Source organism: Kitasatospora sp. Ki12 (assembly GCF_054601375.1).
The window spans coordinates 2,017,229-2,038,894 of sequence record NZ_BAAIHT010000003.1 but is presented as its reverse complement, the minus strand read 5'-3'; the positions used below and the strand labels follow the sequence as shown (position 1 = coordinate 2,038,894).

5 protein-coding genes are annotated in these 21,666 nt (G+C 73.7%); 2 read left to right on the top strand and 3 right to left on the bottom strand.

All coding sequences use genetic code 11. The annotated features are described in order from the left end of the window. Positions 1-105: 105 nt before the first annotated feature. On the bottom strand, positions 106-2,625 hold the full coding sequence (locus ACYP53_RS39395) for a type I polyketide synthase (protein WP_459650980.1): 2,520 nt from the start codon (positions 2,623-2,625) through the stop codon (positions 106-108). Positions 2,626-2,686: 61 nt separating this feature from the next. Further along, a complete protein-coding gene (locus tag ACYP53_RS39390; protein WP_373313906.1) occupies positions 2,687-3,595 on the bottom strand; it encodes a proline iminopeptidase-family hydrolase in 909 nt (302 codons plus the stop codon). A 278-nt stretch (positions 3,596-3,873) separates the two neighbouring features. On the opposite strand from ACYP53_RS39390, the gene ACYP53_RS39385 reads away from it, so the two are divergent. Then, positions 3,874-4,536: an O-methyltransferase gene (locus ACYP53_RS39385; protein ID WP_189923822.1), complete on the top strand. Its 663-nt coding sequence runs from the start codon at positions 3,874-3,876 to the stop codon at positions 4,534-4,536. Next, positions 4,533-5,429 (top strand): sugar phosphate isomerase/epimerase family protein, encoded by an 897-nt coding sequence (locus ACYP53_RS39380; RefSeq protein WP_229929104.1) that lies wholly within the window; start codon positions 4,533-4,535, stop codon positions 5,427-5,429. The genes ACYP53_RS39385 and ACYP53_RS39380 overlap by 4 nt, the downstream gene beginning before the upstream one ends. Positions 5,430-5,640: 211 nt before the next feature. Here the strand turns inward: ACYP53_RS39380 and ACYP53_RS39375 are convergent, their stop codons facing one another. Next, positions 5,641-21,639, bottom strand: coding sequence for an SDR family NAD(P)-dependent oxidoreductase (locus ACYP53_RS39375; protein WP_459650924.1), 15,999 nt, complete (start codon positions 21,637-21,639; stop codon positions 5,641-5,643). Between the last annotated feature and the right edge of the window lie 27 nt (positions 21,640-21,666).

Sequence of the window (21,666 nt, the reverse complement as noted above, 5' to 3'; positions counted from 1 at the left end):
GGGGTGGGCAGCCAGAACTGCTCACGCTGGAAGGCGTAGGTGGGGAGGGGGATGGTGTGGGCGGTGGGGTTGAGGGGGTGAGGTGGAGGGTGGCGAGGGCGGTGACTAGCTGACGGGGTTCGGGGTGGTTGCGTCGGGTGGTGGGGGTGGTGTTGTCGGTGAGGGGGTGAGGGCGGCGTCGGGGCCGATTTCGAGGTGGGTGGTGATGCCTTGGGTGGTGAGGTGGGTGATGGTGTGGTGGTAGCGGACGGTGCCGCGGAGGTGGTTGACCCAGTAGTCGGCGTTGGCGTCGGTGAGGGGCTGGCCGGTGAGGTTGGAGATGACCGGGATGGTCGGCGTGTGGTGGGTGATGCTCTTGGCGGCCGTCCTGAAGTCTTCGAGGATCGGGTCCATGAGGGGGGAGTGGAAGGCGTGGGAGACCTTCAGCCGGGTGTGCTTGCGGTCGGCGAAGTGGGCGAGCACGGCGTCCACGGCGGCTTCGGTTCCTGAGACGACCACACTGTCAGCCGAGTTGACGGCCGCGATCGTCACGTCCTCGCCGAGCAGCGGGAGGATTTCGTCTTCGGTGGCGCGTAGGGCGGCCATGGCTCCGCCGGTGGGCAGGGATTGCATGAGGCGGGCGCGGGCGGAGACGAGGGTGCAGGCGTCGTCGAGGGTGAGGATGCCGGAGGCGTGGGCGGCGGTGATCTCGCCGAGGGAGTGTCCGGCGAGGTAGTCCGGGCGTACGCCCAGCGACTCCAGCAGCCGGTAGAGGGCGGTTTCGAAGGCGAAGAGGGCGAGTTGGGCGGTGCCGGTCTGGTTGAGCGCGTCCGGGTCCTCGCCCCACATCACCTCCCGGACGGGGACGTCGAAGCGCTCCAGCACGGCATCCAGGGCCGAGGCGAAGACGGGGAACGCCTCGTACAACTCCCGGCCCATGTTAAGCCGTTGGGCCCCCTGGCCGGTGAACAGGAACGCGAGCCGGGCACCCGGGCGGGCTCGGCGGATCTCGGCCGATCCGGCCGTACCCTCGGCCAGTGCGCGGAGCCCGTCGAGGAGTTCGTCGCGTCCGCTGCCGATGACGACGGCCCGCTGGTCCAGCTGGGCCCGGGTGGTGGTGAGGGAGTGGGCGACGTCGCGCGGGTCGGCGTCCGTCGTCTCCACGTGCGCGAGCAGGCGGGCCGCCTGGGCCCGGACGGCCTCCGGGGTGCGGCCGGACAGCGGCCAGGCCAGCGGCACCGCGGGGTGGTGGTCCGTGCGGGGTGTCTCCGGCTCCGCCTCGGCCTCCGGTGCCTGTTCGATGATGACGTGGGCGTTGGTGCCGCTGACGCCGAAGGAGGAGACGGCGGCCCGGCGCGGACGCCCGGTCGCGGGCCATTCCCTGGCCTCGGTGAGGAGCCGGACCTTGCCGGCCTCCCAGTCGACGTGCGTGGACGGCTGGTCGACGTGCAGGGTCTTCGGCAGCACGCCGTGGCGCATGGCCTCGACCATCTTGATGATGCCGCCGACGCCGGCCGCCGCCTGGGTGTGGCTGATGTTGGACTTCAACGAGCCCAGCCAGAGCGGCTCTTCGCGGTTCTGGCCGTAGGTGGCCAGTAGCGCCTGGGCCTCGATCGGGTCGCCCAGCGTGGTGCCCGTCCCGTGCGCCTCGACGGCGTCGACGTCCGCCGCGGTGAGCTGGGCGCTGGCCAGCGCGGCGCGGATGACCCGGCGCTGTGCGGGCCCGTTGGGGGCGGTGATGCCGTTGCTGGCGCCGTCCTGGTTGACGGCGGAGCCGCGGACGACGGCCAGGATCCGGCGGCCGTTGCGCACCGCGTCGGTCAGCCGTTCCACCAGCAGGACGCCGACGCCCTCCGCCCAGCCGGTGCCGTCCGCCGCGTCGGCGAAGGCCTTGCACCGCCCGTCCGCCGACAGCCCGCGCTGGGCGGCGAACTCGACGAAGGTGTGTGCGGTGGCCATGACGGTCACCCCGCCGGCCAGGGCGAGGGAGCACTCGCCGCTGCGCAGCGACTGGGCGGCCATGTGCAGCGCTACCAGCGAGGAGGAGCAGGCGGTGTCGACGGACACGGCCGGGCCCTCCAGGCCGAGGGTGTAGGCGACCCGGCCGGAGACGAAGCAGCCGTTGCTGGTGCTGTCGCCGTCGGTGCCGATCCCGTAGTCGTGGTAGTTGACGCCGGAGAAGACGCCGGTCGCGCTGCCCTTGAGTGCCGTCGGGTCGACGCCGGCGCGCTCCAGCGCCTCCCAGGAGGCCTCCAGGAACACCCGCTGCTGCGGGTCCATGATCAGGGCCTCGTTGGGGCTGACGCCGAAGAGGTCCGCGTCGAAGCGGCCCGCTTCGTGGAGGAAGCCGCCGACCTTGGTGTACGTGCGGCCGGGCGTACCGGGCTCCGGGTCGTAGAGGTTGGCGAGGTCCCAGCCGCGGTCGGTGGGGAAGTCCGAGACCGCGTCGACGCCGTCGACGACCAGCTGCCACAGGTCCTCGGAGGAGGAGACGCCGCCGGGGAAGCGGCAGGCCATGCCGATGATCGCGATCGGTTCGGTCGCCGCCGCGGTCAGCTTGGCGTTCTGCTGGCGCAGCCGCTCGTTCTGCACGAGGGAGCTGCGCAGCGCTTCGACGATCTTGTCGACCGACTGGTCCACGGTCACCATCAACCTCTGTTCACTGGGGTGTCTACGGGCGGGCGCGATCTCGCGGGTGGGCGGCCGGTCAGCCGAGGCCGTGCAGGTACTCCGTCAGCACGGTGGCGAAGGCTTCCTTCTCCTCCAGGTGCGGGCCGTGGCTGGAGTCCTCGAAGATGTGCCACCGGACGTCGGGGATGAGGTCCTGGTACGGCTGGACGGTGACCGGGGTCGCCTCGTCGTGGCGGCCGGAGATCACCAGCGTGGGGACCGCGATGTCGGGCAGGACGGGCTCCACCGACCAGTCCTTGAGCGATCCGACGACGTGGAACTCGCTCGGGCCGTTCATCGCGTAGTAGACGGTGGGGTTGTTGAAGACCTCCATCGTCGTGGCCATGAACTCGCGCGGCCACGGGTCGGCCCGGCAGACGTGCTTGCGGTAGAAGACGGTCATCGCCTCGAAGTACTCGGGGGAGTCCGTGGTGCCGGCGGCCTCGTGGCGGCGCAGTGTCTCGTCGACACCGGGCGGGAGCTGCTCCCGCAGCACCTTCATCTCCTGGCGCCACAGCACGTACGAGGCCGGCGAGTTGGCGATGACCAGCCCGCGCAGGCCGGCCGGCCTGGCGGCGGCGTGCGCGGCGCTCAGCATTCCGCCCCAGGAGTGGCCGAACAGGACGTAGTTGTCCTGGATCCCCAACTCGCGCAGCAGGTTGTCGAGTTCGTCGAGGAAGAGCTGGACGGTCCAGAAATCCGCACCGCGGTCGGGCAGATGGGTGGAGCCGCCGTTGCCGAGCTGGTCGTAGAGCACCACCGGGAAGCCCTGCTCGGCGAGTTCGGCGAGGGAGGTCAGGTAGTCGTGGGTGCTGCCCGGACCGCCGTGGACGACGACGAGGGTGGGGCGGTCCGGTCCGGGCCGGCCGTCCATCCGGTACCAGGTCCGGTAATTCCCGAACGGGACGCTCCCCTTGACGACCGGAATTCCCGGCACGGCCACCACCCCAGCTCATGTCGACAATGACGCTGAGCGTGACGCTAGCCCGGAAACCAGGCGCTGGAACCCCCTGAATAGGGCCGCGCGGACCCCTACCGCCGCTGCTCCGGGGGGCGCCGCTAGGGGTTGTCGGGCCCTGTGCTGGGGTTTACAGCCCCCCACCCGGCGCCGAGACTGATGCCGCGAAGAAGGGAAGGCCGGTCGCCGCGAAGCGACTTGGGGATCCCACGCTCCTTCGGAGTTCTTGCCTCCGGAGTTCCACCCTTCAGCGGGAAAGGCACCCGATGACCACCATCACCACCCAGCGCGTGCGCGAACTCCTCGACCGGCTCTACGCCGATGAGCAGGTGAAGGACCCGCCGGCGATCGAGACCCACATCTCGCACAACCGCCCCCTGGAGGACTACTCGCACCAGGAGCTGAACGAGCTCTTCTCCGAGGCGTACCTGCCGGTCGACCGCCAGGTCGGCGACTTCCTGTACGTGCTGACCCGCGGCATCAAGGCCAAGCGTGTCGTCGAGTTCGGCACCTCCTTCGGCATCTCGACGATCTTCCTCGCCTCGGCCGTGCAGGACAACGGCGGCGGCGTGGTGATCGGCACCGAGGCCGTCCCGGCGAAGGCCGCGGTCGCCCGCAAGAACCTGGAGGAGGCCGGCCTGGACGGGCTCCTCGACCTGCGCGAGGGCGACGCCCGCGAGACCCTGGCCGATGTCGAGGGCCCGATCGACCTGCTGCTGCTGGACGCCTGGAAGGACCTCAACCTTCCGATCCTGAAGCTGGTCGAGTCCAAGCTCGCCCCCGGCGCGCTGGTCATCGTCGACGACACCGACCACTCGCCGCAGATCCACGTGCCGTACCTCGAGTACGTGCGTACCAGTGGCAAGTACCACACCGCGACCGTGCCGATCGGCGACGGCATGGAGATCTCCACCTGGCTGGGCGAGTGAGCACGGACCACGCGGCTCCCGCCGCCGTGGACCTCCTCGACCAGGACGACGTCTTCTTCACCCACCTCCACCTGACCGGCTCCCGATGGGACGAGCCGGTGCGGGACTCCTTCGAGAGCCGGGTCGCGGCGCTGGCCGAGCACGGCTGCACCGCGACCGGCATGGGCCAGGAGGAACTGGCCCAGCTGCTGGAGACCCGTGGGGCGGCCGAGCTGCGGGCGGTCCTGGACGGCCACGGCGTCCGGATCGGCGAGCTGGAGATCCTGTTCGGCTGGGACGCTCCGGCGGAGCTGAAGGAGAAGGCCGACGCCATGGAGCACGGCCTGCTCGCGCTGGCCGAGCAGGCCGGCGCCCGGCGCTTCAAGGCCAGTTGCTACTACCCGACCGGCGTCGAACTGCCGCCGGTCGAGTACCTGGCCGAGCGGTTCGCCGCGCTGTGCGACCGGGCGGCCGATCGCGGACTCCAGGTCGCCCTGGAGTCCATCGCGATCAACCCCGGTTTCACCTACGCGGTGGCGGCCGACGTGGTCACCCTGGCGGACCGCCCCAACGGCGGTCTGCTGATCGACGCCTGGCACCTCTTCCGTGACCCCACGGGCCCGGAGGCGCTGGCGAAGATCGCCGGCCGGCACGTCATCGGCGTCGAACTGTCGGACGCTCCCGCCGAGTTGACCGTTTCGTTGAACGACGAGTGCGTCAACGGCCGGCTGCTGCCGGGCGCCGGCGGCTTCGACCTCGTCGGTCTGCTGCGCACCCTGGACGCCAAGGGGACGAAGGTGCAGCTGGCGGTGGAGGTCCTCTCCGCCGAGATGCGGGAGCTCTCGCCGAGCGAGAACGTGGCCCGCAGCCTGACGGCGGTGCGCTCGCTGCTGAAGGCGGCGCGCTCCGCCTAGCCGGCGGTCGGCGGAAGGAACTGAGGAGGGCGGTCCCGGGACGGGGGGCCGCCCTCCTCCTCGTGTTGCCGTCGTGCTGCTGCCCTGCTGCCCTGCTGCCCTGCTGCCGTGCGGCCCAGCTGCCGTGCTGACGTGCGGCCCAGCTGGGAACGGCGAGAGGGGGCGGTGCCCGACCGGGCACCGCCCCCTCTCGCCGCTTGGCGGACCGGCCCTACCGCAGGCCCTCCAGCCACTCCCTGACGATCGCGGCCGTGCCGTCGGCCGACTCGCGGATCAGGTCGTAGTGGTTGGCCTCCGCCACCCGGTGGGTGTGGGCGGCGTCCCACGGCCGGGCCTGCTGGAAGTCGCCCTCCTCCGAGGTGCCGTCCGCTCCCAGCACGTACGACCGCCCGGCGGAGACGAACAGGACCGGCGCCGAGACGCTGCCCAGGTCGAAGTCCGGCAGCAGGTGCAGGTAGCGGCTCATCGCGGAGAGCTTGGCGCTGTCGAACCGGCCGAACTCCGCCTCCAGGCCGAGCATCTGCTGGGTCATGTGCTCGAAGCCGCTGGCCTGTTCGTGCGCGGTGATCCGGTAGGTGTCCAGCAGGACCACCCCGGCGGGCCGGACGCCGTGCACGTTCTCCAGGTGGCGGGCCGTCGCGTACGCGGTGACACCGCCCGAGGAGTAGCCGACCAGGACGAAGGGCTCGTCCCCGGCGGTGGCCAGCACGCTGTCCGCCAGCACCCGGACGGCCGCCCGGGCCGAGTCCGGCAGCGGCTCCCCGGGGGCGAAGCCCGGCAGCGGCAGGGCCGTCACCGGCCGCTCGCCGCGGAACGCCCCGGCCAGCCGGGCGTGCTGGTGCACACCGCCGCCGGCCATCGGGGTGGCCAGGCAGATCAGGCGAGGAGCCCGCGGGCCGTCCGCCAGGGTGAGCGGGCTCGGCAGCTGCCCGAGCTCCTCCGGACCGCTGAAGACCGGGCGCAGCTCGGCGACCGCCCGCAGCATCGCGAAGGCCTGGGCGCCGCGCCCGGCGAGCACCGCTGTCCGGAACAGACCGCTGAGGGTGTCGTCCTCCTCGGGCTGCCGGACGACCGCCGGGGCCGAGGCGTCCGGCCCCGGGGTCTCGGCCAGCTGCTCGTGGAGCAGCGCGGCCAGGCGGGTCGGGTTCTCGCTGTCGAACACCGCCATCGCGGGCAGGCGCAGTCCGGTGGCCGCGTTGAGGGCGTTGCGCAGCTCGACCGCGGTGAGCGAGTCGAACCCGGTCTCCAGGAACCCGCGCAGCGGGTCCACGGCCTGCGCATCGGCATGGCCGAGGACGGTGGCGGCGTGGGCCTGGACGAGGGCGAGCAGGTGGTCGGTGCGCTGTTCCGGGGTGAGTGCGGCCAGCTCCCGGTGCAGGGCGCCGGTGTCGGCGCCGCCGGTGCGGCCGGCGGCACTGGTACGGCGGGTGGCGGGCAGCAGGGTACGGAACAGCGGCGGGGTGTCGGCCGGATCCAGACGGGCCGGGTCGAGGTGGACGGGGATCAGGTGAGGGTCGGGCAGGGCCAGGGCGGCATCGAACAGCGCCAGACCGTCCTGAGCGCTCAGGGCCGCGACGCCGCTGCGGGCGAGCCGCTGGTGGTCAGTGGCATCGAGGGTGCCGGCCATGCCGCCGGGCTGGTCCCACAGGCCCCAGCCGAGGGAGTGGGCGGGCAGGCCGATGGCGCGGCGCCGGTGGGCGAGGGCGTCCAGGTAGGCGTTCGCGGCGGCGTAGTTGGCCTGGCCGGGGGTGCCCAAGGTGCCGGAGGCGGAGGAGAAGAGGACGAAGTGGGTGAGGTCGAGGCCGAGTTGGAGGCTGAGCTCGTGGAGGTGCTGGGCGGCGTCGGCCTTGGGCGCCAGGACACCGTCGACACGCTCGGGCGTGAGGGCGGTGACGGTGGTGTCGTCGGTGATGCCGGCGGTGTGGACGATCGCGCGGACGGTGGGGGTGGCTTCGCGCAGGACGGTGGCGAGGGCGTCGCGGTCGGTGGCGTCGCAGGCCACCACGTGGACGGTGGCGCCGAGTTCGGTCAGCTCGCTGGTGAGTTCGGTGGCGCCGGGTGCGTCCGGTCCGCGGCGGCTGGTGAGGAGGAGGTGGCGGACGCCGTGTGCGGTGACCAGGTGGCGGGCGACCAGGGCGCCCAGGGCGCCGGTGCCGCCGGTGATCAGGACCGTACCGTCGGGGTCGAAGGCGGCCGGGGCGGTGGCGTCCTGCGGGGCGGTGCGGGTCAGCCGGGGCACCTGGAGGGTGTTGCCCCGGACCAGCACGTGCGGTTCGCCGGTGGCCAGGGCGAGCGGGAGTGCGTCCGGCTCGTCGAGGTCGACGAGGGTGATGCGGCCGGGCTGTTCGTTCTGGGCGGTGCGGATCAGACCCCAGAGCGCGCCGGTGACCGGATCGGTGGGGTGGCCGCTGTCACCGGTGGTGGTGCGGGTGGTGACGACGACCGGGCCGGTGCTGTCCGTCAGCGCGTCCTGGAGGCCGGCCAGCAGGCGGTGGGTGGCGGCGTGGACGTCGGTGCCGGGATCGGTCAGGTCCAGGTGGACGAGAGCTGAGTCGGTCGCGGGCACGGCCGACGGGACCGGCACGGACTGCCAGACCAGCCGGTAGAGGTGCCGGTGATGGCCGGTTCCACCGATCTGGGCCGGATCGAACTCGCGCAGGGTGAGCGAGTCGACGGTCACGACCGGCCGGCCGGTGGCGTCGGCGGCCACGAGGGAGACCTCACCGGTGCGGCGCGGGGTGATCCGCACGCGCAGTGCCTGTGCGCCGGTGGCGTGCAGGTGCAGGCCGGACCAGGCGAACGGCAGGGCGCCGTTCTCCGAGGTGGCGCTGGTCAGGGCGATCGGGTGCAGGGCGGCGTCGAGCAGGGCCGGGTGCAGGTTGTACGGGGACGCGTCCTCGTCCTCGGGGAGGGTGACGTCGGCGTAGACGTCCTCGCCGAGGCGCCAGGCGGCGTGTACGCCCTGGAACACCGGGCCGTAGGAGAGTCCGGCGGTGGCCAGTTGCTCGTAGAGGCCGTCGAGCGCGATCGGCTCGGCGCCGGCGGGCGGCCAGGTGGTCACCGGTTCGGGTGTCGCGTCGGTGGTGGGGGCGAGGGTGCCCTCGGCGTGGCGGGTCCAGTCCTGCTCGTCGGGACGGCGGGAGTGGATGGTGAGGGTGCGGCGGCCGTCGGCATCGGCGGCGGTCACGGTGGTCTGCAACAGGACCGTGCCCTGCTCGCGAACGACCAAGGGCGCGTGCAGGGTCAGCTCCTCGACTACCGGGGAGCCGGTGTGATCGCCGGCCTGGGTGGCCAGTTCGAGGAAAGCCGTGCCGGGGAGCAGGACGGTGTCCGCGATCTGGTGATCGACCAGCCAGGGCAGGGTGTCCAGGCCGAGCCGGGAGGTGAAGTGAGCCGTCCCGTCCGGGGTTTCGACCACTGTGCCGAGCAGCGGGTGCTCAGCGCTGTCGGGGCTGAGCGGAGCCGCGAGCCAGTAGCGCCGGTGCTGGAAGGCGTAGGTGGGCAGATCGACCGTGCGGCCGGTCGAGCCGAAGCCGACCGGGACGCCGTTGGTGTGGAGGGTGGCGAGGGCGGTGGTGAGCTGGTGGACCTCGGGGTGCTTGCGGTGTCCGGTGGGGGTGGTGTTGTCGGTGAGGGGGGTGAGGGCGGCGTCGGGGCCGATTTCGAGGTGGGTGGTGACGCCCTGTTCGGCGAGGTGGGTGACGGCGTCGTGGTAGCGGACGGTGCCGCGGAGGTGGGTGACCCAGTAGTCGGCGGAGGCCTCGGTGAGGGGCTGGCCGGTGAGGTTGGAGATGACCGGGATGGTCGGCGCGTGGTGGGTGATGCTCGTGGCGGCCGTCCTGAAGTCTTCGAGGATCGGGTCCATGAGGGGGGAGTGGAAGGCGTGAGAGACCTTCAGCCGGGTGTGCTTGCGGTCGGAGAACTGTGCGAGCACGGCCTCGACGGCTGCCTCATCGCCCGAAATGACCACGCTGTCCGCCGAGTTGACGGCCGCGATCGTCACGTCCTCGCCGAGCAGCGGGAGGATTTCGTCTTCGGCGGCGCGTAGGGCGGCCATGGCTCCGCCGGTGGGCAGGGATTGCATGAGGCGGGCGCGGGCGGAGACGAGGGTGCAGGCGTCGTCGAGGGTGAGGATGCCGGAGGCGTGGGCGGCGGTGATCTCGCCGAGGGAGTGCCCGGCGAGGTAGTCCGGGCGGACGCCGAGTGATTCGAGCAGCCGGTAGAGGGCGGTTTCGAAGGCGAAGAGGGCGAGTTGGGCGGTGCCGGTCTGGTTGAGGGCGTCCGGGTCCTCGCCCCACATGACCTCCCGGACGGGGGCGTCGAAGCGTGCGAGGACGTCGTCCAGGGCGGAGGCGAAGACGGGGAACGCCTCGTACAGCTCCCGGCCCATGCCGAGGTGTTGGGCGCCCTGGCCGGTGAAGAGGAAGGCGAGGCGGGCAGCCGGGTGGGCCCGCCGGATCTCGGCCGATCCGGCCGTGCCATAGGCCAGTGCGCGGAGCGCGTCGAGGAGTTCGTCGCGTCCGGTGCCGATGACGACGGCCCGCTGGTCCAGCTGGGCGCGGGTGGTGGTGAGGGAGTGGGCGATGTCGCGCGGGTCGGCGTCGGTCGCCTCGACGTGGGCGAGCAGGCGGGCCGCCTGGGCCCGGACGGCCTCCGGGGTGCGGCCGGACAGCGGCCAGACCAGCGGGAGGGCGTTGTTCTGCTCGGCGGCCGGTTCGATGGCTGCCGGTTCGGGGGCCTGTTCGATGATGACGTGGGCGTTGGTGCCGGAGATGCCGAAGGAGGAGACGGCGGCCCGGCGCGGGCGCCCGGTCTGCGGCCAGTCCTGGGCCTGGGTGAGGAGTTCGACCTTGCCGGTCTCCCAGTCGACATGGCTGGACGGTGTGTCGACGTGGAGGGTCTTCGGCAGGACGCCGTGGCGCATGGCCTCGACCATTTTGATGATGCCGCCGACACCGGCCGCCGCCTGGGCGTGTCCGATGTTGGACTTCAACGAGCCGAGCCAGAGCGGGGCTTGGCGGTCCTGTCCGTAGGTGGCGAGCAGGGCCTGGGCCTCGATGGGGTCGCCGAGCGTGGTGCCCGTCCCGTGCGCCTCGACCGCGTCGACGTCGGCCGCCGTCAGTTGCGCGTTGGCCAGTGCCGCGCGGATGACGCGTTGCTGGGCGGGGCCGTTGGGTGCGGTGAGGCCGTTGGAGGCGCCGTCCTGGTTGACGGCCGTGCCGCGGACGACGGCGAGCACCGGGTGGCCGTTGCGTCGGGCGTCGGAGAGCCGTTCGATGAGCAGCATGCCGACGCCCTCGGCCCAGCCGGTGCCGTCCGCCGCGTCGGAGAAGGCCTTGCAGCGCCCGTCCGCGGCGAGTCCGCGCTGGCGGCTGAACTCGACGAACAGTTCGGGGGTGGCCATCACGCAGACCCCGCCCGCGAGGGCGAGTGTGGACTCGCCGGTGCGCAGTGACTGGGCGGCCATGTGCAGCGCGACCAGGGAGGACGAACAGGCGGTGTCGACGGTGACGGCCGGGCCCTCGAACCCGAAGGTGTACGCGATCCGGCCGGAGGCCACGCTGCCGGCGCTGCTGTTGTAGGCGTAGTCGTGGTGCATGACCCCCGCGAACACGCCGGTCGGCGTGGACTCCAGCGAGCGCGGGTCGATCCCGGCGCGCTCCAGTGCCTCCCAGGCGGTTTCCAGCAGCAGGCGCTGCTGGGGGTCGGTGACCAGGGCCTCGCGCGGGCTGATGCCGAAGAACTCCGGGTCGAACCGGCCCGCGTCGTACAGGAATCCGCCGTGGCGGGTGTAGGTCTTGTGCTCGGCGGCCGGGTCCGGGTCGTAGAGCGTCTCGACGTCCCAGCCGCGGTCGGCGGGGAACTCGCCGACCGCGTCGACGCCGTCGGCGACCAGCCGCCACAGGTCCTCGGGCGAGGAGACCCCGCCGGGGAAGCGGCAGGCCATGCCGATGATCGCGATCGGCTCGTCGGAGCCGCTCGGCGTGGTGACGGCCGGTGTGCCGACGGCCGGGGCCTCGACGACCGTCCGGGCCAGGCCCGGGATGCTGCTCAGCAGGTGCCGGGCGAGGTCCCGGGGCGTCGGGTAGTCGAAGACCAGCGTGGCGGGCAGGCGCAGCCCGGTCGCTTCCTGGAGGGCGTTGCGCAGGTTGACGGCGGCGAGCGAGTCGAAGCCGAGGTCGCGGAACTGGCGCCGCCCGTCGACGGCCTGGGCGCCGGTGTGGCCGAGGATGGCGGCCGTCCGGCTGCGCACGGTGTCCAGGAGGGCGGACTCGCGCTCGCCCAGCGGGAGCCGGAGCAGCTGGTCGCGCAGCGAGCCGGCCGAGCGTTCGGCGGTGGCCCGGCGCACCGGCGTGCGGACCAGGGCGTGCAGCAGGGGCGGCAGTTCGGCCCGGTCGGCGCCGGCGAGCTCCAGGCGGATCGGGACGAGGGCGGCGGGCTCGGCGGCCACCGCCGTGTCGAGCAGGGCGAGGCCCTCCTCGGTGTCGAGCGGCAGCACGCCGCTGCGGGCGATCCGGGCCCGGTCCTCGTGGTCGAGCGCTCCGGTCATGCCGCTGGCCTGCTCCCACAGGCCCCAGGCCAGTGAGTGGCCGGGCAGTCCGTGTGCTCGGCGGTGCTCGGCGAGGGCGGTCAGGTAGGCGTTGGCGGCGGCGTAGTTGGCCTGGCCGGAGGTGCCGAGGACGCCGGAGGCGGAGGCGAACAGCACGAAGGCGGACAGGTCCGTGCCGGCGGTGAGCTCGTGCAGGTGCCAGGCGGCGAGCGCCTTGGGGGCGAACACCCGGTGCATCCGCTCGGGTGTCTGCGCGGAGAGCAGTCCGTCGTCGAGGACGCCGGCGGTGTGCACGATCCCGTTGACGGGGTGGGCGGCGAGCAGGGCCGCGACCGCCGCGCGGTCGGCCATGTCACAGGCCACGACCTCGGCGTGGGCTCCCAACCCGGCGAGTTCGGCGACGAGTTCGCGGGCGCCGGGGGCGTCCGGGCCGCGCCGCCCGGTGAGCACCAGCTCGCGGACGCCGTGTGCGGTCACCAGGTGCCGGGCGACCAGGGCGCCCAGGGTGCCGGTGCCGCCGGTGACCAGGACGCGGCCGCGGAACGTCGCCTCGTCCCCGGCAGCCGCCGGGGCGTCCGGGGTGGCCGGGGTGGCCGGTGCCGCCGGGTGGCGGACCAGGCGCGGCACCAGCACGGCGTCCTCGCGGACGGCGACCTGGGGCTCGCCGACGGCCAGGACCCGGCCGAGCAGCCCGGCCTCGACCGGGACGTCCAGGTCGGCCAGGACGATCCGGCCCGGTTCCTCGGACTGCGCGGTGCGCAGCAGGCCCCAGACCGCGGCGCCCGACGGGTCGACGGCGACCGGGCCGGCGGGCCCGTCGGCGCCACGGGTCGTGACGACCAGCGTGGCGTCCGCGAACCGGTTCTCGGCCAGCCAGGACTGGACGGCCGCGAGGACCCGGCAGCTCTCGGTGAGCGCGTCCTCGGCGCCCACCGCGCCGCCGGCCGCGAGCACGACGACCTCGGGCACGGTGGCGGTGGAGGCGTCCAGGTCCTCCCAACGACCCCAGGACGGGACGGAGTTCGCGCCGTCGGCGGTCTCGGGCGCGGGCTGCCACCGCACCCGGTACAGCGAGCGGACCGGCTCGGCGGCGAGCTGCCGCGGGTCGAGCGGGCGTACGGTGAGGGAGTCGACGGCGAGGACCGGACGCCCGGACGGGTCGTCGGCGGTCAGCCGGACGGCGCCCGGTCCGGTCGGCACCAGGTGCACCCGCAGGGTGTCGGCGCCGGTGGCGAACAGCTCGACCCCGCCCCAGGAGAACGGCAGTGCCGCGCCCTCGGTGGCGGCGCCGCCGAGCGCGATGGCGTGCAGGGCGGCGTCCAGCAGGGCGGGGTGGAGGCCGAAGCCGTCGGCGTCCTTCCGGTCGGGCAGGGCGACTTCGGCGTACACCTCTCCGCCGACGGTCCAGGCGGCGGTGAGCCCCTGGAACAGCGGCCCGTACTCCAGCCCGGCGGCGGCCAGCGCGCGGTAGCCGTCGGTCAGGTCGACGGGTGCGGCACCGGCCGGCGGCCACGGCGCCTCCGGGTCGCCGTCGGCGGCCCGGGCGGTGGCGGGCAGGAGCAGGCCCTCGGCGTGCCGGGTCCACTCCTCGGCGCTCTCGGCGCGCGAGTGGATGCCGAGCACCCGGCTCCCGTCCGCGCCCGGTGCGCCGACGGTGACCTGGAGCTGCACACCGCCGGTCTCGGGCAGGACGAGCGGGGACTGGAGGGTCAGCTCCTCCAGCCGGGCGCAGCCGACCTCGTCGCCGGCCCTGACGGCCAGCTCGACGAACGCGGTGCCCGGGAGCAGCACGGTGCCGGAGACGGCGTGGTCGGCCAGCCAGGGGTGGGTCCGCAGCGAGATCCGGCCGGTGAGCACCAGCTGCTCGGTGCCGGCGGGCACGAGCGCGGCGGCGAGCAGCGGGTGGTCGGCGGCGCGCAGGCCGACGGCCGCGAGGTCGCCGCCCTGGACGGGGGCGTCCAGCCAGTAGCGCTGCCGCTGGAAGGCGTAGGTGGGCAGGGCGGTGAGCGAGGCCCCGGGGAAGGAGCGGGACCAGTCGACCCGCGCGCCGGCCGTGTGGGCGCGGGCGAGCGAGGCGGTGAAGCGCAGCGGACCGCCGTCGTCGCGGCGCAGCGACTCCACCAGGGCGGCGGAGGCGCCGGTGTCCTCGACGACCTCGCCGAGGCCGATCAGCAGCCCGGGGTGCGGGCTGCTCTCGACGAACACGCCGTGCCCGTCGGCCAGCGCGGCCCGGGTGGCCTGCTCGAAGCGGACGGTGCCGCGCAGGTTGGTGTACCAGTACTCGGCGTCCAGGACGGCGGTGTCCAGCAGGGCGCCGGTCACCGTCGAGTAGAACGCCACGTCGGTGGAGCGCGGCCGCAGCCCGTCCAGTTCGGTGGTGACCCGCCCGCGGATGCCCTCGACGAAGTGCGAGTGCGAGGCGTAGTCCACCGGGATGACCCGGACCCGCACGCCCGCGGCGTCCCACGTCGCGCGCAGCCCCGCCAGGGCGTCGGTGTCGCCGCAGACGACCACCGAGCGGGGGCCGTTGACCGCGGCGATCTGCACGGCGCCGGTCAGCTCGGGACGGTCCGCGAGGTGGGCCTCGACCTCGGCGGCGGGCAGTGCGACGGTCATCATGCCGCCCTGCCCGGCCAGGTCCTCCCGGATGATGCGGCTGCGCACCGCGACCACCTTGGCCGCGTCCTCCAGGGAGAGGGCGCCGGCCACGCAGGCGGCGGCGATCTCGCCCTGGGAGTGGCCGATCACGGCGGCCGGGCGCACGCCGAAGGCGCGCCACAGCTCGGCCAGCGACACCATGACGGCCCAGAGGGCGGGCTGGACGACGTCGACCCGGTCCAGTCCGGGCGCGTCCGGGGCCTCGTTCAGGACGTCCAGCAGGTCCCAGTCGGTGTACGGGGCGAGGGCCCGGCCGCAGGCGGCCAGCCTCTCGGCGAACACCGGTGAGACGGCGGCGAGTTCACGGCCCATGCCGGCCCACTGCGAGCCCTGGCCGGGGAAGACGAACACCGTCCGGCCGCCGGTCACGGTGCCCCGGAGCGCGGTCGCCGCGTCCTCGCCGGCCGCCAACGCGTCCAGTCCGGCGAGGAGTTCGTCCCGGTCGGTGCCGAGGACGACGGCACGGTGGTCGAAGGCGGTGCGGGTGAGGGCCAGCGAGAGGCCGGTGTCGGGCAGGTCCGGGGCGGGCTCCGCGCGGAGGAAGGCGGCCAGCCGGGCGGCCTGTCCGGCCACCGCCTCGCCGCTGCGGGCGGACAGCACCAGGGGCAGCGGCGCGGACGGCGCCAGCGGGGCGGGTCCCGCCGGTCCGGTCGGCCGCGGCGCGGGGGCCGGCTCGGGCTGTTCGAGGATGACGTGGGCGTTGGTGCCGGAGATGCCGAAGGAGGAGACGGCGGCGCGGCGCGGACGGCCGAGGTCCGGCCAGTCCCGAGCCTCGGTGAGCAGCCGCACCTCGCCGGCCTCCCAGTCCACCTGCGGTGAGGGGGCGTCCACGTGCAGGGTCTTGGGCAGCACGCCGTGGTGCATCGCCTCGACCATCTTGATGATCCCGGCGACGCCGGCGGCGGCCTGGGTGTGCCCGATGTTGGACTTGATCGAGCCGAGCCAGAGCGGCTCCCCGGCGCGCTCGCGACCGTAGGTGGCGAGCAGGGCCTGAGCCTCGATCGGGTCGCCGAGCAGGGTGCCGGTGCCGTGCGCCTCGACGGCGTCCACGTCGGCGGTGGTCAGCCCGGCGTTGGCCAGCGCGCCCTGGATGACCCGCCGCTGGGACGGGCCGTTGGGCGCGGTGAGGCCGTTGGAGGCGCCGTCCTGGTTGACGGCGGAGCCGCGCACCACGGCGAGGATCCGTCGTCCGTTGGCCTTGGCGTCGCTCAGCCGCTCCAGCAGGAGCATGCCGACACCCTCGCCCCAGCCGGTGCCGTCGGTCGCCGCGGCGAAGGACTTGCAGCGGCCGTCGCGGGAGAGGCCCTTCTGGGTGCTGAACTCGACGAAGACGTCCGGGGTGGCCATCACGGCGACTCCGCCGGCCAGGGCCAGCGAGCACTCGCCGGAGCGCAGCGACTGGGCGGCCATGTGCAGCGCGACCAGCGAGGAGGAGCAGGCGGTGTCCACCGTGACCGAGGGGCCCTCCAGGCCCATCGCGTAGGAGACCCGGCCCGAGGCGATCGCTCCGGTGCTGTTGTTGTACGTGTAGTCGTGGTACATCATCCCGGCGAACACGCCGGTCGCGCTGCCCTTGAGGGCGGCCGGGTCGATGGCGGCCCGTTCCAGCGCCTCCCAGGAGGTCTCCAGCAGCAGCCGCTGCTGGGGGTCGATCGCCGCCGCCTCGATCGGGCTGATGCCGAAGAAGTCGGCGTCGAACTCCCCGGCGTCGTGCAGGAATCCGGCCTGGTTGACGTAGCTGGTGTCGGGCCGCAGGCCCTCCGGGTCGTAGATCGCGTCGATGTCCCAGCCGCGGTTGGTGGGGAACTCGGAGATCGCGTCGACGCCGTCGGCGACCAGTCGCCACAGCTCCTCGGGCGAGTCCACCCCGCCCGGGTAGCGGCAGGCCATGCCGATGATGGCGATCGGCTCGTCCGCCGCGACCGGGCCGGCCGCCGGGGCCGGACCGGCGGCGGCCACCGTGCCGGACAGCTCCTCCAGCAGGTGCCGGACCAGGGCCTCCGGTGCCGGGTAGTCGAAGACCAGGGTGGCGGGCAGGCGCAGCCCGGTGGCCGCGTTGAGGGCGTTGCGCAGCTCGACCGCGGTGAGCGAGTCGAAGCCGAGGTCGCGGAAGGCCCGCTGCGGGTCGATCGCGGCCGGGCTCGAGTAGCCGAGGACGGTGGCGGCGTGGGCCTGGACGAGGGCGAGCAGGTGGTCGGTGCGCTGTTCCGGGGTGAGGGCGGCCAGCTGCCGGTGCAGGGCGCCGGTGTCGGCGCCGCCGGTGCGGCCGGCGGCACTGACGCGGCGGGTGGCGGGCAGCAGGGCGCGGAACAGCGGCGGGGTGTCGGCAGCGTCCAGGTGGGTGGGGTCGAGGTGGACGGGGAGCAGATGCGGGTGGGGCAGGGTGAGGGCGGCGTCGAAGAGCGCCAGGCCGTCCTGCGGGGAGAGCGCGGTGACGCCGTTGCGGGCGAGCCGCTGGTGGTCGGCGGCATCGAGGGTGCCGGCCATGCCGCCGGGCTGGTCCCACAGGCCCCAGGCGAGGGAGTGGGCGGGCAGGCCGGTGTGGCGGCGGTGGTGGGCGAGGGCGTCCAGGTAGGTGTTGGCGGCGGCGTAGTTGGCCTGGCCGGGGGCGCCCATGGTGCCGGAGGCGGAGGAGAAGAGGACGAAGTGGGTGAGGTCGAGGCCGAGTTGGAGGCTGAGCTCGTGGAGGTGCTGGGCGGCGTCGGCCTTGGGCGCAAGGACGGAGCTCAGACGTTCGGGCGTGAGGGCGGTGACGGTGGTGTCGTCGAGCACGCCGGCGGTGTGGACGATCGCGCGGACGCCGGGCGTGGCTTCGCGCAGGACGGTGGCGAGGGCGTCGCGGTCGGTGGCGTCGCAGGCCACCACGTGGACGGTGGCGCCGAGTTCGGTCAGCTCGCTGGTGAGTTCGGTGGCGCCGGGTGCGTCCGGTCCGCGGCGGCTGGTGAGGAGGAGGTGGCGGACGCCGTGTGCGGTGACCAGGTGGCGGGCGAGGAGCGCGCCGAGGCCGCCGGTGCCGCCGGTGATCAGGACGGTGCCGTCGGGGTCGAAGGCGGCCGGGACGGTGGCGTCCTGCGGGGTGGTGCGGGTCAGCCGGGGCGCGTGCGGGGTGCCGTTGCGCAGCAGGACGTGCGGTTCGCCGGTGGCCAGGGCGAGCGGGAGTGCGTCCGGCTCGTCGAGGTCGACGAGGGTGATGCGGCCGGGCTGTTCGTTCTGGGCGGTGCGGATCAGACCCCAGAGCGCGCCGGTGACCGGGTCGGTGGGGTGGCCGCTGTCACTGGTGGTGGTGCGGGTGGTGACGACGACCGGGCCGGTGGTGTCGGCCAGCGCGTCCTGGAGGCCGGCCAGCAGGCGGTGGGTGGCGGCGTGGACGTCGGTGCCGGGATCGGTCAGGTCCAGGTGGACGAGACCGGGATCCACCGAGGGCACCGGTGACGGGACCGGCACGGGCTGCCAGATGAGCTGGTACAGCGACCGGTACGGGCTGGTGCCCGACTGCCCGGCGATCTGCTCGGAACTGAACTCGCGCAGCGCCAGCGATTCCACGGTGGCGACGGGCCGACCGTCGGTGTCGGCGATCAGCAGCCGGGCCTGCCCGGTGCCGAGCGGGGTGATCCGCACGCGCAGTGCCTGTGCGCCGGTGGCGTGCAGGTGCAGGCCGGACCAGGCGAACGGCAGGGCGCCGTTCTCCGAGGTGGCGCTGGTCAGGGCGATCGGGTGCAGGGCGGCGTCGAGCAGGGCCGGGTGCAGGTTGTACGGCGTCGGGTCCTCGTCCTCGGGGAGGGCGATGTCGGCGTAGACGTCCTCGCCCAGGCGCCAGGCGGCGTGTACGCCCTGGAACACCGGGCCGTAGGAGAGTCCGGCGGTGGCCAGTTGCTCGTAGAGGCCGTCGAGCGCGATCGGTTCGGCGCCGGCGGGCGGCCAGGTGGTGAGTGGTTCGGGTGTCGCGTCGGTGGTGGGGGCGAGGGTGCCCTCGGCGTGGCGGGTCCAGTCCTGCTCGTCGGGGCGGCGGGAGTGGATGGTGAGGGTGCGGCGTCCGGTGGCGTCCGGTGCGGTGACGACGGCCTGGAGCTGGACGGTGCCCTGCTCGGGGACGGTCAGCGGGGTGTGGAGCGTGAGCTCTTCGACGGTCGGGCACCCGGTGTGGTCGCCGGCCTGGGTGGCCAGCTCGATCAGGCCGGTGCCGGGGAAGACGATGGTGCCCGCGACCACGTGGTGGGCGAGCCAGGGGTGAGCCGCAGTGGAGAGACGTCCGGTGAGGACGGTGGTGTCGCTGTCCGGGATGGTGAGGTGCGCGGTGAGGACGGGGTGGGGCAGGGGAGTGAGGCCCAGGGCCGCCGGGTCGCCGGAGGTGAGCGGGGCGGGCAGCCAGAACTGCTCGCGCTGGAAGGCGTAGGTGGGCAGATCGACCGTGCGGCCGCCCGGGGTGGTGAGGGTGCCGGGGACACCGTTGGTGTGGAGGGTGGCCAGCGCGATGGTGAGCTGGAGCGGCTCGGGGCGCTTGCGGTGTCCGGTGGGGGTGGTGTTGTCGGTGAGGGGGGTGAGGGCGGCGTCGGGGCCGATTTCGAGGTGGGTGGTGACGCCCTGTTCGGCGAGGTGGGTGACGGCGTCGTGGTAGCGGACGGTGCCGCGGAGGTGGTTGACCCAGTAGTCGGCGGAGGCCTCGGTGAGGGGCTGGCCGGTGAGGTTGGAGATGACCGGGATGGTCGGCGTGTGGTGGGTGATGCTCTTGGCGGCCGTCCTGAAGTCTTCGAGGATCGGGTCCATCAGCGGTGAGTGGAAGGCGTGCGAGACCTTCAGCCGGGTGTGCTTGCGGTCGGCGAACTGCGCGAGCACGGCGTCCACGGCGGCTTCGGTTCCTGAGACGACCACACTGTCAGCCGAGTTGACGGCCGCGATCGTCACGTCCTCGCCGAGCAGCGGGATGACTTCGTCTTCGGTGGCGCGCAGGGCGGCCATGGCTCCGCCGGGGGGGAGGGATTGCATGAGGCGGGCGCGGGCGGAGACCAGGGTGCAGGCGTCCTCCAACGTGAGGATGCCGGAGACGTGCGCGGCGGTGATCTCGCCGAGGGAGTGCCCGGCGAGGTAGTCCGGGTGCACCCCCAGTGACTCCAGCAGCCGGTACAGCGCGGTTTCGAAGGCGAAGAGGGCGAGTTGGGCGGTGCCGGTCTGGTTGAGCGCGTCCGCGTCCTCGCCCCACATCACCTCCCGCACGGGGACGTCGAAGCGTGCGAGGACGTCGTCCAGCGCGGAGGCGAAGACGGGGAAGGCCTCGTACAGCTCCCGGCCCATGCCGAGGCGTTGCGCGCCCTGACCGGTGAACAGGAACGCCAGCTGCCCGTCCTCGGCCCGCCCGGTGACCACCCCCGGGTGGCTCTGACCATCGGCCAGTGCGCGGAGCGCGTCGAGGAGTTCGTCGCGTCCGGTGCCGATGACGACGGCCCGGTGGTCCAGCTGGGCGCGGGTGGTGGTGAGGGAGTGGGCGATGTCGCGCGGGTCGGCGTCGGTCGCCTCGACGTGGGCGAGCAGCCGGGCCGCCTGGTCGCGCAGCGCGGCTTCGGTGTGCCCGGCCAGCGGCCAGGCCAGCGGCACCGCCGGGTGGGCAGCGGCGCGCGGTGCGGCCGGCTCCGCGTCCGGGGCCTGCTCCACGATCACGTGGGCGTTGGTGCCGCTGACGCCGAAGGAGGAGACGGCGGCCCGGCGAGGACGCCCGGTCGCGGGCCATTCCCTTGCCTCGGTGAGGAGTTCGACCTGCCCGGTCGACCAGTCGACATGGGTGGTCGGCTTGTCGACGTGCAGGGTCTTCGGCAGCACCCCGTGCTGCATCGCGTGCACCATCTTGATGATGCCGCCGACCCCGGCCGCCGCCTGGGCGTGCCCGATGTTCGACTTGAAGGAGCCGAGCCAGAGCGGGTCGCCGTCGCGTTCCTGCCCGTAGGTGGCGAGCAGGGCCTGGGCCTCGATCGGGTCACCCAGGGTGGTGCCGGTGCCGTGCGCCTCGACGGCGTCGACCTCGGCGGCGGTCAGCCGGGCGTTGGCCAGCGCGGCCCGGATGACGCGCTGCTGGGCGGGGCCGTTGGGTGCGGTGAGGCCGTTGGAGGCGCCGTCCTGGTTGATCGCCGACCCGCGCACCACGGCCAGGATCCGGTGCCCGTTGCGCTGCGCGTCGGAGAGCCGCTCGACGAGCAGCACGCCGCAGCCCTCGGCCCAGCCGGTGCCGTCCGCGTCGTCGGAGAAGGAGCGGCACCGGCCGTCGGGCGCGAGGCCCTTCTGCCGGGAGAAGGCGACGAACGCGCCGGGGGTGGACATCACCATGACGCCGCCGACCAGCGCGAGCGAGCACTCGTCGTCGCGCAGGGACTGGCAGGCCAGGTGCAGGGCCACCAGCGAGGAGGAACAGGCCGTGTCGACGGTCAGCGTCGGGCCCTCCAGGCCCAGCGAGTACGCGACCCGGCCGGAGATGACCGAGGCGGCGGTCGCCGTCGTCATGTAGGTCTCGGCGTCGGGGGAGGACGGCAGCAGCTGGTCGTAGTCCTGGATCCCGGAGCCGACGAACACACCGACGGGCTTGCCGCGCATCCCCTGCGGGTCGAGCCCGGCCCGCTCGAAGACCTCCCAGGAGGCCTCCAGCATCAGGCGCTGCTGCGGGTCCATGGTGACGGCCTCGCGCGGCGAGATCTCGAAGAAGCCGGGGTCGAAGCCGGCGACGTCGTCGACGAAGCCGCCGTGGCGGACGTAGCTGGTGCCCGCCTCGTCCCCGGACTCGCTGAGCAGCCGGTCCAACGGCCACCCGCGGTCGGCCGGGAACTCGCGGACCGCATCGGTCCCCTCGGACACGAGCCGCCACAGGTCCTCCGGGGACGTCACGCCCCCGGGGTAGCGGCAGCTCATGCCGATGATCGCAATGGGTTCCGTGCTCTCGGCCTCCTCCAGCCGACGGCGCGTCTGCGCCAGGTCGGCCGTGACGCGCTTGAGGTAGTCGAGCAGCTTGTCGTCGTTCGCCATCTGGTCCTCACACCCTCCGGGACCCGC

What these genes read in the sequence shown, in the direction of transcription:
- ACYP53_RS39385 (WP_189923822.1), top strand. Translation starts at nt 3,874, where the DNA reads ATGACCACCATCACCACCCAGCGCGTGCGCGAACTCCTCGACCGGCTC.
- ACYP53_RS39375 (WP_459650924.1), bottom strand. Translation starts at nt 21,639, where the DNA reads ATGGCGAACGACGACAAGCTGCTCGACTACCTCAAGCGCGTCACGGCC.